11 protein-coding genes are annotated in these 13,531 nt (G+C 58.1%); 4 read left to right on the forward strand and 7 right to left on the reverse strand.

The window, feature by feature from the left end; genetic code table 11:
* Positions 1 to 340 precede the first annotated feature (340 nt).
* Positions 341 to 2,542 carry a catalase/peroxidase HPI gene (katG, locus tag AC2FLE_RS18950; protein ID WP_496698984.1) on the reverse strand — a complete coding sequence of 734 codons (2,202 nt, stop codon included), beginning with the start codon at positions 2,540 to 2,542 and terminating at the stop codon, positions 341 to 343.
* A 428-nt stretch (positions 2,543 to 2,970) separates the two neighbouring features.
* Here katG and AC2FLE_RS18955 point away from each other — a divergent pair, with 428 nt between their 5' ends.
* Positions 2,971 to 4,590, forward strand: a complete 1,620-nt coding sequence (locus tag AC2FLE_RS18955; protein WP_496698986.1) for a GMC family oxidoreductase — start codon at positions 2,971 to 2,973, stop codon at positions 4,588 to 4,590.
* A gap of 13 nt (positions 4,591 to 4,603) precedes the next feature.
* Here the strand turns inward: AC2FLE_RS18955 and AC2FLE_RS18960 are convergent, their stop codons facing one another.
* Positions 4,604 to 5,449: an SDR family oxidoreductase gene (locus AC2FLE_RS18960; protein WP_496698987.1), complete on the reverse strand. Its 846-nt coding sequence runs from the start codon at positions 5,447 to 5,449 to the stop codon at positions 4,604 to 4,606.
* 89 nt (positions 5,450 to 5,538) lie between these two features.
* On the opposite strand from AC2FLE_RS18960, the gene AC2FLE_RS18965 reads away from it, so the two are divergent.
* Complete coding sequence (locus AC2FLE_RS18965; protein ID WP_142637587.1) at positions 5,539 to 6,171, forward strand: class I SAM-dependent DNA methyltransferase; 633 nt, start codon at positions 5,539 to 5,541, stop codon at positions 6,169 to 6,171.
* Positions 6,172 to 6,298: 127 nt separating this feature from the next.
* The gene (locus AC2FLE_RS18970; RefSeq protein WP_496698988.1) at positions 6,299 to 6,703 is read left to right on the forward strand and encodes a hypothetical protein; all 405 of its coding nucleotides are present in this window, start codon (positions 6,299 to 6,301) and stop codon (positions 6,701 to 6,703) included.
* A gap of 6 nt (positions 6,704 to 6,709) precedes the next feature.
* Here the strand turns inward: AC2FLE_RS18970 and AC2FLE_RS18975 are convergent, their stop codons facing one another.
* From AC2FLE_RS18975 to AC2FLE_RS18985, 3 genes are read right to left on the reverse strand one after another with little or no spacing between them, the layout of a single operon-like run.
* Positions 6,710 to 7,489 (reverse strand): carnitinyl-CoA dehydratase, encoded by a 780-nt coding sequence (locus tag AC2FLE_RS18975; RefSeq protein ID WP_142637585.1) that lies wholly within the window; start codon positions 7,487 to 7,489, stop codon positions 6,710 to 6,712.
* Entirely contained in the window at positions 7,486 to 9,504 is a 2,019-nt protein-coding gene (locus AC2FLE_RS18980; RefSeq protein ID WP_496698989.1) for an acetate--CoA ligase family protein, read from the reverse strand. The genes AC2FLE_RS18975 and AC2FLE_RS18980 overlap by 4 nt, the downstream gene beginning before the upstream one ends.
* The gene (locus AC2FLE_RS18985) at positions 9,501 to 10,661 is read right to left on the reverse strand and encodes an acyl-CoA dehydrogenase family protein (protein WP_496690501.1); all 1,161 of its coding nucleotides are present in this window, start codon (positions 10,659 to 10,661) and stop codon (positions 9,501 to 9,503) included. The genes AC2FLE_RS18980 and AC2FLE_RS18985 overlap by 4 nt, the downstream gene beginning before the upstream one ends.
* A 77-nt stretch (positions 10,662 to 10,738) precedes the next feature.
* Between AC2FLE_RS18985 and AC2FLE_RS18990 the strand changes: the two genes are divergently transcribed.
* Positions 10,739 to 11,680, forward strand: coding sequence for a GlxA family transcriptional regulator (locus AC2FLE_RS18990; protein ID WP_496698990.1), 942 nt, complete (start codon positions 10,739 to 10,741; stop codon positions 11,678 to 11,680).
* On the opposite strand, the gene AC2FLE_RS18995 is transcribed toward AC2FLE_RS18990, so the two are convergent.
* Together AC2FLE_RS18995 and AC2FLE_RS19000 are read right to left on the reverse strand one after the other, a co-directional pair.
* Positions 11,677 to 12,666 (reverse strand): sterol desaturase family protein, encoded by a 990-nt coding sequence (locus tag AC2FLE_RS18995; RefSeq protein ID WP_496698992.1) that lies wholly within the window; start codon positions 12,664 to 12,666, stop codon positions 11,677 to 11,679. The two genes, AC2FLE_RS18990 and AC2FLE_RS18995, sit on opposite strands and share 4 nt — an antisense overlap.
* A 12-nt stretch (positions 12,667 to 12,678) precedes the next feature.
* Positions 12,679 to 13,434, reverse strand: a complete 756-nt coding sequence (locus AC2FLE_RS19000; protein ID WP_496698994.1) for a class II aldolase and adducin N-terminal domain-containing protein — start codon at positions 13,432 to 13,434, stop codon at positions 12,679 to 12,681.
* Between the last annotated feature and the right edge of the window lie 97 nt (positions 13,435 to 13,531).

Raw genomic sequence — 13,531 nt, forward strand, 5'->3', positions numbered from 1 at the left:
GCGTCCGGCCGTCTCTCCAACCCGTCCCACCGTCTCTCCAGTGTGTCCCAAGCGCCTCAGCAGCGCCGGTGAAGGGGTATTTACGGATTAGGTCTGGGACCTGCAACCCCCAATCTGAAAAAACTTTGCAATTCTTAACAGAAACTTCTCTAGGTTAATGAAAACAACAGGTTAGCTTAATAATTCTCTCTTCCGAGCCGGTAACGGACCGCACGGAATGGGGGAAAGAACGGCCCCTGGGCGGAATCGTACCCAATGCTGGGTATGCGCCCGGAACCGGGGCAGACAAAACGCCGCCCGAGTCTCCTCGGACGGCGCAAATTCTGCGAAGGTCGCAGGCTTACTTCAGATCGAACCTGTCTGCATTCATGACCTTGTTCCAGGCCGAGACGAAATCGCAGACAAATTTGCCTTCTGCGCCTGCCTGACCGTAGACCTCGACCAGAGCCCGCAGCTGCGAGTTGGAGCCGAAGACCAGATCGACGCGGGTACCGGTCCACTTGACCTCACCGCTGGCGCGGTCCCGACCCTCATAGACGCCCTTGCCCGCGGGTTTCCATTCGGTGCCCATGTCCAGCAGGTTGATGAAGAAGTCGGTGCTGAGCGTGCCGACGCGGTCGGTCAACACACCATGCTTGGTTTCACCAAAATTGGCTCCGATCACGCGCAGACCGCCAACCAATGCGGTCATTTCCGGCGCCGACAGAGTCAGCAGCTGGGCCTTGTCGACCAGAAGCTCTTCGGGTGAAACCGAATAATCCGTCTTCTGATAGTTGCGGAAGCCGTCGGCCTCGGGCTCGAGCACGGCAAAGCTGTCCACATCGGTCTGATCTTGCGTCGCATCGGTGCGGCCAGGTGTGAACGGAACCTCAACCTCCTGACCACCGGCCTTGGCGGCCTGTTCGACACCCACATTACCAGCCAGAACGATCACGTCGGCCAGAGACACTTTCTTGCCCCCGGATTGTGCGCCGTTGAACGTCGCCTGAACGCCCTCAAGCGCGGTCAGCGCCTTGGCCAGCTTCATCGGTTCGTTCGCGTCCCAGTCTTTCTGCGGAGCAAGACGGATACGTGCGCCATTGGCACCGCCGCGCTTGTCCGAGCCGCGGAAGGTCGAGGCCGAAGCCCATGCGGTCGAAACCAGCTCGGACACCGACAGGCCAGTGGCCGCGATCTTAGCCTTCAGCTCGGCCACATCCGCGTCACCGATCAGCTCGTGATCCACGGCGGGGACATTGTCTTGCCACAGCAGTTCCTCGGCCGGAGATTCCTCGCCGATGTAATTCGAGCGCGGGCCCATGTCGCGGTGGGTCAGTTTGAACCATGCACGGGCGAAAGCGTCAGCGAATTCTTCCGGGTTCTCGTGAAAACGCTTTGAGATCGGACCATAGATCGGGTCCATGCGCATCGCCATGTCGGCGGTGGTCATCATGGTTTTGACCTTCTTCGACGCGTCATGCGCCGCCGGGGCCATGTCTTCTTCTTTGACATTCACCGGTTCCCAAATCCACGCGCCCGAGGGGCTTTTGGTCAGGTTCCAGTCATATCCGAACAACAGGTCGAAATAGCCGTTATCCCATTGGACCGGATTTGCGGTCCAGGCGCCCTCGACCCCTGATGTCGTGGTATCGTCACCCTTGCCGGACCCAAACTTGTTGATCCAACCAAAGCCCATCTCTTCGATCGGGGCCGCTTCGGGTTCGGGGCCGACCAGATCGGGATCGCCCGCACCATGCGCCTTGCCGAAAGTGTGACCACCAGCAACCAGAGCAACGGTTTCCTCGTCATTCATTGCCATACGGCCAAAGGTGTCGCGGATGTCACGACCCGAAGCCAGAACGTTGGGCTCTCCGTCCGGACCTTCAGGGTTTACATAGATCAGGCCCATCTGCACTGCGGCCAGAGGGTTTTCCAGATCGCGCTCACCGGAATACCGGCTCTGCGGATTGTCGGTCGGGGCCAGCCATTCTGTCTCGGTTCCCCAATAGATGTCTTCTTCGGGGGCCCAGATATCGGCACGGCCGCCGGCAAAACCAAAGGTTTTGCCACCCATGGATTCGATGGCGCAGTTACCTGCCAGGATCATCAGGTCAGCCCAGGAAATCTGGTTTCCGTATTTTTGTTTGATCGGCCACAGCAGACGACGCGCCTTGTCGAGGTTACCGTTGTCCGGCCAACTGTTGAGCGGCGCAAAACGCTGGTTCCCGGTCGAGGCCCCGCCACGGCCATCTGCCGTCCGGTAGGTGCCTGCACTATGCCAGGCCATCCGAATGAACAGACCACCATAATGGCCATAATCCGCCGGCCACCACTCCTGTGAATCCGTCATCAGCGCATATAGGTCTTCTTTCAGCGCCTTCATATCCAGCTTTTTGAACTCTTCAGCATAGTCGAAATCCGAACCCAGAGGATTCGAAGCTGCTCCGTGCTGGTGCAGGATCGACAGGTTTAGCTGGTTCGGCCACCAATCCCGGTTGGAACGGGTTCCAGCGCCGTGCATCACAGGGCATCCGCCTGCTTTGGGGTTATCACTTCCGTCCATATCGGTCTCCAATCCTAGCTAATATCCGGCGATCTTGCGCAGTGAAATTCGTGGTAATCAAGAACACAGATTCAAGACACGTCTTCCTCATCCATATACGCTGAGCATCTGGCAAGGGTATCGGTATTCCTGAAGTCCTGACCTAGTCAGAAATAGCAAATTGCACTCATGCATAAAAGTTTTGTTTAATGATGAAAACCATAGGAAATAATTATGAAGAGAACATCCCCGGATCCCGTGCAATCGGAACAATTTTCAGATCCCTGAATAACCTTGGGTCACATATAGACCACAGCCCTTGTTTTTCATCCGTATGCGACCACTGTCTTTATGAACGACACGAGCGCGGGTTCTTTTGTTCGGATCCGCGCCTAATACAGATTGACCGGCGTATTTGACTGCCGGTTCCGAAAATTTTTGGAGTCTGAATGCAATTTGATTATGTAATTGTCGGCGCAGGATCCGCCGGTTCGGTTCTTGCCGGTCGTCTGAGCGAAGATCCTGGAATACGTGTCTGCCTTCTTGAAGCCGGAAACGGCGGCAACGGCATGCTTACCAGATTGCCCGCGGCAACAGTGGCCTCGCTGCCGGGGCGGCCGAAAATCAACAACTGGGCATTTGAAACCGTGGCCCAACCGGGGCTGAACGGCCGCAAAGGATATCAGCCGCGCGGCAAGACGGTGGGCGGGTCCAGCGCGATTAACGCAATGTTGTACGTCCGGGGTCAGCGTCAGGACTATGATGGCTGGGCTGAACTGGGCTGTGCCGGTTGGGACTGGGACAGCGTCCTTCCCTATTTCAAGATGTCCGAACATAACGAAGATGGCGCCGACGACCATCACGGCGACAGCGGCCCTCTGCACGTGTCAAACCAGAAACAGCCGCGCCCGATCACGCTTGCCTTTATTGAAGCTGCCGAACAGATGCAGCACCGCCGAAGCCGGGACTTCAACCGGGGCGATAACGAGGGCGTTGGTCTGTATCAGGTCACACAGTTTCACGACCCCTCGAAGAATGGTGAGCGATGCTCGGCAGCGGCAGCCTATGTCTTTCCGGTCATGGACCGCCCAAACCTGACGGTCATTACCGACGCCCATGCCAAAGAGCTGACCTTTGAAGGAAAGCGGGCCACCGGTGTGGTGTACAGGAAAAAGGCGAAAGGTGCGGATATCACTGTCTCCGCCAGGCGCGAGGTTCTGGTTTGCGCCGGTGCACTTCAAACTCCGCAGTTGTTGCAGCTATCCGGGATTGGTGCCGCTGATGATCTGGTCAAACATGGGATCAAGGTGCGGCACGACCTGCCGGGCGTTGGCAAGAACCTGCAGGACCATCTGGATTTCACGCTGCTCTATAAAACCCGGGACACCAACACATTCGGCATCGGTGTCGCTGCCGCACTGAATTTGGCAGGACATATTTGGCGCTGGCGTAAGACCGGTAAGTCGATGGCGGCCACGCCATTTGCCGAGGGCGCCGCGTTTCTGAAAACCTCCCCGGCTTTGGATCGCCCCGACATCCAGCTGCACTTTGTCATTTCCTTGGCCGATGATCATGCAAGGAAGCTGCATTATGGCTATGGGTTCGGCTGCCATGTGTGCAAATTGCGCCCCGAAAGCCGTGGCACGGTCGGGCTGCACAGCGCCGATCCTTTTGCCGCTCCGGCCATTGATCCGGCTTACCTGTCCGATGACCGCGATCTGGACACGCTGATCAAGGGCGCGCGTATGACCAAAGACATTCTGCACGCGCCGGCCTTCAGTAAATTCCGGCACAAAGCGATGTACGGCATGGATGACGCTCAGACCGATGCGGATTGGGAGCACCATATTCGCGCTCGCGCCGATACGATCTATCACCCGGTCGGAACCTGCAAAATGGGTGTGGATGCGATGGCCGTGGTTGACCCCGAACTGCGTGTGCGCGGGATCGAGGGGCTGCGCGTGGTCGATGCATCGGTCATGCCTACTCTGGTTTCGGGAAACACCAACGCCCCAACCATCATGATCGCCGAGAAAGCCGCAGACCTGATCAAAGCCACCGCCCGATAAGCCCGATAAGGGCTCAGCCGTCCTTCATCAGGGCCTGCAGTCCAGCGCGGTAATCCGGATACAAAAGCCGGATACCCAGTTCATCCTTGATCCGGTCATTCCTGACCCGCTTGTTTTCATTATAGAAACTTCGGGCCATCGGGGACATATCGGCCTGGTCGAACGGAACCGCAGCGGGCAGAGGCAGGCCTTGCAGTTCAGCCGCATAGGCGATGACATCCTGTGGCGGCACCGGCTCATCGTCACAGACATTGTAAATCGCACCCGAGTTCGGCGATGCCATCGACGCCGCAAGCACCTGCGCGATGTCCGCCACATGGATGCGCGAGAACACCTGCCCCGGTTTGATTATGCGGCGCATTCCCACCCGTTTAAGTTTGGAAAATGGGCCGCGCCCGGGGCCATATATCCCGGCAAGGCGAAAGATGTGGACGGGCAGGCCCGAAATGTCTTGCCATTGTGTCTCGGCCCGGACGCGCCACCTGCCGCGCTCCGCCATTGGTGAAGGAAGGGTCGCCTCGTCCACCCACCCGCCTTTGTGGTCCCCATAGACTGCGGTTGTGGAAAGGTATCCGACCCAATCGAACTGACCTGCGCGGTCAGCGATTTCGTCGCCAAGCGCCGCTAGCACCGGATCTCCGCCCGCATTCGGCGCGGTCGAAATCAACAGATGTGTTACCCCGTCCAAATCAACCTTCTGACCGGGCCAGATCACCGGTTTGGCACAGGATGCGCGGACCGCACCCGATTGCGCCGGATCGCGCGTAGTTCCGAATACGCGCCAACCCGCCGGTTCAAGATGCCGCGACAGGGCCTGCGCCGAATATCCGTGACCGAATGAAAAGAGTATCTTAACCATATCCTTCTTGATGATCGCCAATGGTCCAAGATGCAAGCACCCGCCACTGGATACTTGATTCGAATCCCCACATACGCCTTTCATGAGTCATGAGTACAAAATCGCCCGACCTGCATGCAGCTTATGCGCTAGACAGCCCCGAGGACCACAAACGGCTTTATGCTGAATGGGCTGGCGACTATGATGACGGTTTTGCGGCGCGCGAGGACTATCAGTTGCATATCCACACCGCCCGCGCCTTTGTCAGCGCCGGGGGACAGGGTCCGGTTTTGGATGTCGGTGCAGGCACCGGGCTTTGCGGTGCGGTACTGGCCGGGTTGGGCGTTGGTCCGATCGACGCCACCGATATCAGCGCCGAGATGCTGGATCAGGCCCTGCGCAAAGACATCTACCGCGACGCGATTGAGGCTGACCTGAACCAGGGCATCCCGGTCCCGCGCGACAGCTATTCGGGCATTGTGTCCTCGGGCACATTTACCCATGGCCATCTCGGCCCCGAGGCCCTGCCTGCGCTGTTGAACGTGGCCCGGACAGGCGCGCAATTCGCTCTGTCGATTAACGCGAAACACTACGAATCTCTGGGATTTGCTGACGCACTGCACCAGCTTGCCCATGGGCAGATACAAAACCTGTCCCTGCCCGAAGTTCGAATCTACGGCGACCTGGCTGCCGGGCCCAACCGGGACGATACCGCCCTTATCGCAATGTTCGAGAAGATCTGATCTTAGCAAAGTGCCTGGGCGACCTGATTAACGCCCCATTCTGGAATGCCTTGCAGTTAGTGATCATAGTGTCGAGCGTCCAATTATGGTACCATATTGAGATTATTTCGTTCGTTTGAGGATACTCATGGCACTTATTCATTACGTAGATCTCGCAGACAGCCCTGCTGCTTTTAATTCCGACAACTTCATCCGGTTGCGCCCAACACATGGTGATAGTGAACCGACCAACGCGCTTACAATCCGCATTGACAAGAAAAGGTTTCACTCAGGCTCAACATCCGAAGATATCATTTCGCAACTGATGGCCGCCACTGCTCTGATCAAGCTGACGACACCCGTGGGCAAGCCTGTCTGGATCGGCAAGGACAGGCTGATCGACGTTGTGCAATCGTCCCCAAGCCTGCATCACCCAGAAACCAATTCTGTCCTGACGCTTCACGTCAAGAATGAACCAACCAACGGCCCCTCAATTGATCAGCAGGTTCGCGAAACAGTTGCCGAGGTCGAGGCGTTGTTCAACGGTTCGTAGTTCCGCTCAGCGCCCTTTCCAGACCGGGTCGCGTTTCTCGGCAAAGGCGCGCGCGCCTTCGAGGTTGTCTTCAGAACCATATAGAATGTCCACCGTCGGCAACTGCCGCCCGGTGATCCGGTTCATGGCATCCTGAAACTTGGAATCTTCGGCGTCGCGCACGATCTCTTTGATCGCCGCGTAAACCAGCGGGGGGCCGCTGGCCAATAAACGGGCCAGTTCCCATGCCCGGTCTAAAAGCTGATCACCTGGGACGATCTCGTTGATCAGGCCCCAACCTTTTGCCTCAACCGGATCGAACCAGCGGCCAGTCAGCAGCAGTTCCATCGCGATATGGTAGGGGATGCGTTTTGGCAGCTTTACACTGGCCGCATCGGCCACGGTGCCCGACCGGATTTCGGGCAGGGCAAAGCTGGCATGCTCTGCAGCGATGATCATATCCGCACTCAGCGCCAGTTCCAGCCCTCCACCACAGGCAATCCCGTTCACCGCGGCGATGACAGGCTTGTTCATATCCCGCAATTCCTGCAGCCCGCCAAAACCGCCGACTCCATAATCTCCGTCCACGGCGTCTCCGTCCGCGGCGGCCTTCAGGTCCCACCCCGGGCAAAAGAACTTTTCGCCACCACCGGTCAGGATGGCCACGCGCAACTCAGGATCATCGCGGAATTCGCGGAACACTTCACCCATGACCCGGCTGGTGGCCAGATCAATGGCATTTGCCTTGGGTCGGTCCAGAGTGACCTGCAGAATCGCGCCATCGCGCTTGGTTTTAACCGGGTTCATATACGTGCCTTTCGGATCAGAGCATCCACGGCCACAGCGCCATCGGGATTGCAGATGAGTGGATTGATTTCAACTTCGCTGACATGGGCTGCATTGGCAATAACATAGGCTTGCACAGCCTCGGCTGCATTCAGGATCGCCTCGGTATCCGCCGCCGGTTTACCGCGATACCCCGCAAGCAACGGCGCACAGTTCAGCTTGCCCAGCGCCTGACGGACCACGTCCCGGGATGACGGGATCAGCACTGAAACACTGTCGCGCAGAATTTCGGTCAGCACGCCTCCAGCCCCTAGCGTCAGAACATAGCCATGGGCCGGATCACGGGTGACGCCGATCAATAACTCGGCAACACCGCCTTGGGCCATCTCTTCGATCAGAACTTCGTCGGTTCCAAGCTCGGTCGCAACCGCGCTCAGATCGTCCAAGCCGACGCCAAGGCGCACCGCACCGTGTTCGGATTTATGCGCAAGCCCGACGCCCTTGACCGCGAATGGAGCCGTCAGATTCGATGCAGCATGCGCAGCCTTGTCCGGACGCGTCACTACGGATTGAGGAATCCGCAGACCATGATCTGCCAGCGCCCGTTTGGCCTCTGCTTCGGTCAAGACATGGTTTGCCTCAGCCTGCGAGGGCAACAGTACCGGATCAGCCGGTGCCGCAACCGGCCGCGCGGCGGCCTCAACCGCAGCCAAGGCTTCATGCAGACCGGCAAAAGGCACCACACCGCCGACCAGCAGGCGCTGCGCCACTTCCTCTGGCAAAAGTTCTGGTAGGGTCGCGGCAACGGCAAAAGGTCGCCTGGTTTGGGCGGCGCAGTTCAACGCCGCTTGGGTGGCACATTCCCAATCCGATGCGTCGGTATGAGGATAGTCGACAATCGCAATGGTAATGGCTTGTTCCGGCCCGGTCATCGCCGACCACGCGCGGGTCATCGCTTTGGTATCGCGCCATATATAGGTGTGGTAGTCCAGCGGGTTCGCCAACGCCACCATGGGCCCCAAAGCTGCGCGCAGGTCAGCTTGCTGCACCTTGGTCAATGGCGGGAAATGCAGATCGCGCCCCTCGGACATATCTGCGGCTAGGCTGGCCTCACCGCCCGAGCAGCTGATGGTACCCAACCCGCTGCCGCGCAATCGCCCCGTAACATGCAACAGCTTGAGACATTCCAAAAAGCTGGGAATGTCGTCCAACCGTGCGATTCCCAACCGGTCCAGAAACGCCTGCGCGCCCGCATCACCACCTGCCAAAGACGCGGTATGCGAAATCGTCGCCGCCTGCGCATGGGACGAGCGGCCCATTTTCAAAGCAACGACCGATACGCCCCGTCTGCGTGCCTTGTCGGCCAAAGCCTCCCATTTTCGCAGATCGCCAAACCCCTCGATATGAACACCGATAGCGGTGATCCGGTCGTCGTCCAGAAGTGTTGAGGCAACGTCAGCCTGATGTGTCTGCGCCTGATTCCCGCAGGTCAGCATGAACGCCAGCGGCAGGGCCCGGCGTTGCATGGTCATGTTGATTGCAATATTCGAACTTTGCGTCAGGATCGCTACGCCTCGTTCCACCGGTTGCATCCCATGCTGATCCGGCCAGACTGCGACTTGGTCCAGCCCGTTGACGAAACCATAGCAGTTGGGACCCAGAACAGGCATTTCCCCGGCGGCTGCAATCAACTGGTCCTGCAGATCGGCGCCCAGATCATCCTCGGCTCGCGCCTCGGTGAACCCCGACGCGAAACAAACCGCACCCCCTGCCCCGATCGCTGCCAGCGCCTGAACCGCCTCGATTGTTGCATGACGATTGATGCCCACAAAGGCCACATCCGGGGCTGTGGGCAAATCCTCGAGCCGCGCAAAAACGCGCTCTCCGGCGACCTCGGCGGCTTTGGGATGGACCGGCCAGATATCGCCCTGAAACCCGAACTTGCGCGCCTGTTGAATGACTGACGCGCACCAAGCCCCACCACCGATCACAGCAATGGAGCTGGGGTTCAACGCCCGTGCCAGCGCCGTTGTCATGCGCCAAGTGCCCGCAACAGCTCACGACTGATGATGTGACGCTGAATCTCGCTTGTACCGTCCCAGATGCGTTCGACACGCGCATCGCGCCAGAACCGTTCCAGCGGGTAATCGTCCATCAGCCCCATGCCGCCATGCACCTGAATCGCGGCGTCAGTCACCCGTGCCAGCATTTCGGACGCATAGAGCTTGGCCGAGGCAATCTCGCGGTTTGCAGGCAGCCCTTTGTCCAGCCGGTCGGCCGCTGCCAGTGTCAACAGGTCAGCGGCATCGATTTCGGTGATCATATCGGCGATCTGGAATGACACGCCCTGGAACTTGCCGATTTTCTGACCGAATTGTTCACGCGTGGCTGCATAGTCCAGCGCATAGTCAAAGGCGCGACGTGCGCGTCCGACCGACATGGTCGCCACGGTGATGCGGGTGGCATATAGCCAGGTATTCATCACCTCGAACCCGCCATCGACCTCGCCCAACACCTGACTGTCGGGCAGGCGACAATCGTCAAAATCCAGGACCATGTTCTTATAGCCCCGGTGGCTGACCGATTTATACCCGTCCCGGATGGTGAATCCCGGCGTGCCGCGATCCACAAGAAAGGCTGTGATCCGTTTCTTTGGACCTTTTGGCGTCTGATCTTCACCCGTCGCGATGAAAACGATGATGAAATCGGCATGCTCCGCGCCCGAGATGAAATGTTTGGTCCCGTTGACGACCCAATCTCCGCCGTCTCGAACTGCGGCACATTTCATACCACGCACATCCGAACCTGCACCTGGTTCGGTCATCGCCAGTGCATCCATCCTTTCGCCCCGAACTGCGGGCATCAGATAGCGTTCGACTTGCTCGCCCTCGCAGGCCATCAGGATGTTTTGCGGACGGCCAAAGAAGTGGTTCAAGGCCATCGATCCCCGACCCAGTTCGCGCTCGACCAGTGCAAATTCCCGATGGTTCAGCCCGGCACATCCGACGCTTTCGGGAAAATTGCAGGCATAGAAACCCAATTCAATTGTCTTGCGCTTGATCTCATCCGCTATTTCCTGCGGAACCTCGCCGGTACGTTCAACCAGCTCTTCATGTGGATAGATCTCTTTCTCGACGAAACTGCGAACAGTCGCGGCGATCATCTCTTGCTCGTCGGTCAGGCCATATTGCATCTGCGGTCTCCACATCTGGGGCATGCGATATCGTGGCCCGGGTTGCAAAGTTCATCGTGCAGAAATAGACGTTAACCATGCGAAGATGGACAAAATCGCCTGCCGCGATGCAGCAATTCGGGGTCCTGCTTTTTGATGGGTTTTCAAACCATTGCCTTGCCAACACCGTCGAACCCCTGCGTGCGGCCAATTCGCTGGCTGGACGAAAACTGTATGACTGGGAATTCCTGTCGCTGACAGAAGGGCCGGTCACATCATCCTCGGGGTTGCAGGTTACGCCGCACGCAAGACTGCAATCTGCCCGCGGCGGTACATTGATGGTGATGCCATCCTATGGGTTTCGCGCGCATGGCGGCTGGCCGACGCTGACCGGATTGCGATCCGCCGCAAATCGCTATGACGTTCTGGCTGGGCTGGATACTGGAAGCTGGCTGCTGGCGCTGGCCGGACTGCTGGACGGGTATCGCGCCACCATCCATTGGGAAGAGCTGACCAGCTTTACCGAGCGGTTCCCCGAGATCGACGCCCGGCGCGAGCGGTATGTCCTAGACCGGAATCGCATTACCTGTTCCGGCGCCATGGCAGCTTTTGATCTTGTGTTGCATCTGATCGGTCATGACCAGGGGCAGGCACTGGCACTGGAAGTCGCGCAGTTGTTCATGACCCGCGATTCCGCTCGGTCGCATTCCGGAGGGGTCGGGGCAACCAGTGGGTATGTGAACAAGGCCTTGGCATTGATGCAGGAAAATCTTGAAACCCCGCTGCCCATTACGGATATCGCCCGACAGGTCGGGCGCTCACACAAGGCATTGTCGACACGAATGCAGGCCGAACTGGGTGCGGGTCCGGCTCAGGTCTATCGCCGCTTGCGCCTGAATTTGGCGCGGAAGCTGGTGGCAGAAACCGACCTGACTGTCAGCGAGATCGCCCTGCGGGCCGGATACGACGATCCCAGCGCCTTGACCCGCGCCTTCCGGGCCGAATTCGGGATCACCCCCCGTGCCTTACGGGTCGGCTAGGTATACATCTGCTTTTTATAAGCCCGCGTCCGCGTCGTCGCCTCGGCCGAGCCGTCATGATAGGTGCCAAACCACTTGTCGAACGGGATCTCTGAGGTGCCGTAGTTGCACTCGAAATACCGGTGATGCAGCTGGTGGAAAAAATCGCCTGCGCGGGCGGCCTCGGTCTCCCCGGCTTTCAGCTTTTCGAACCCGGAATGGGACAGAACCGGGCTGACCTGCTGGAAATAGGCGTGGAATAACAAATGTATCGGGTGCGACGGCACGATCAGGTGGATGAAATAGGTGGTGAAGTACAACAGGTTCTCAAACCAGTGATTTGATATCCCCGACCACGGCCCGATATTGACGTTGCGGTGATGCACGGCGTGGACATGTTTATAGAGCTTGGGGTGATGTTCCAGCCGATGCACCCAATAGAAATGCAGCCCCGACCACATGGGGATGAGCGACATCCAGATCACAAACCAGACCGGTGCGGCGGACCATGTGACCGTGGGGACATAGCCATTTGCCATCGCCCAATAGATCCCCCATTGGTAAATCGTGGCGACACTCATGGCGCTGCCCAGGGTCCACCAGATATTGTCCCAGACCTGATTGCGAAAGGTGAAGGTCCCGTTGTCCCGGGTCAGATCCCGGCGGTCGAACTTCTTGTACATGCCCTGCCCTTTGCGCATGTACAGCCACCAATGCAGCCCGGCCGCGACCAGAGTTTGTGGAATCATGTTCAGCAACCAGATTCGGAACATCCAGCCGGGCTGGAAGGTCTTCATCGTCTCTAAACCCGGGAAAAACAGCACATAGACCGTTGCAGCAAGCCCCATGCACAGCGTCAGAGAAGTAATTTGCAGCCACGCGCCACCATACCACCTCAACACCGCTGATGGGCGGGGTGGCCAGTTGAACAACGGGTTCAAAGCCACCGGCCCCTGAGGGTGATAGTGCCAGCGGGCTGCTTCGGGATTTTGATCAGAATCCGTCATCCGGGTCTCTCGTCAGCTTGCGTAATCCGCGCCTTCAGCATCCAACAGCGCCTTGATCTCACGCAGATGTGCCTCGGCCTGATCGGGATAATCTTCCAACTCTTGCGCGGTCTTTTCCGCAATCTCGTCTGACAAAACGCGCAGGGGTTGGCCCGTCTGTAAGGCACGGATATACGTTTCGGCAGCGCGCTCGAAATAATAGAGTCTATTAAAGGCATCTGCCGGGTTACTGCCCAAAATCAAAACCCCATGATTACCCATGATCATGACTTTCTTTTTTGGGTCTGCCAGCATGGTTGCGCAACGTTCCCCCTCGCTTTCGAAAGCAAGTCCACCAAATTCGCGATCGACCACATAACGGTTGTAAAACGTAGTGGTGTTCTGATCGATCGGCGGCAATGTGCTGTCGGCCAACGAGGCCAGAACCGTGGCAAAGATGGAATGCACATGCATTACACAGCGGGCATGAGGACAGTGCCGGTGAATCGAACCATGCAGGCCCCAGGCAGTTGGGTCCGGTGCGCCGGGTTGGGTCATGACATCAGCGTCTTTGGCATCCAGAAAAAGCAGGTTCGATGCTTTGACTCGTGCAAAATGCATCTGATTGGCGTTCATCAAGAATTGTGTGCCGTCCTGATTCACCGCCAAGCTAAAATGGTTTGCGACCCCTTCGTGCATATTCAGACGTTCAGCCCATCGAAATGTAGCCGCCAGATCCACACGTTCAGGCCAATGGTCAATATTGGGGCGCAAGCTGGCAACGCTCATTTCCGTCTCCTGTCAGCGGATTGCTTGATTGGAAAATCGTGCCCGCAGTAGAAAAAATTGACCAACGAAAAAATCGCGCCTATTTCATAAGCTGAAC

Source organism: Ruegeria sp. CDSA077 (genome assembly GCF_059612265.1).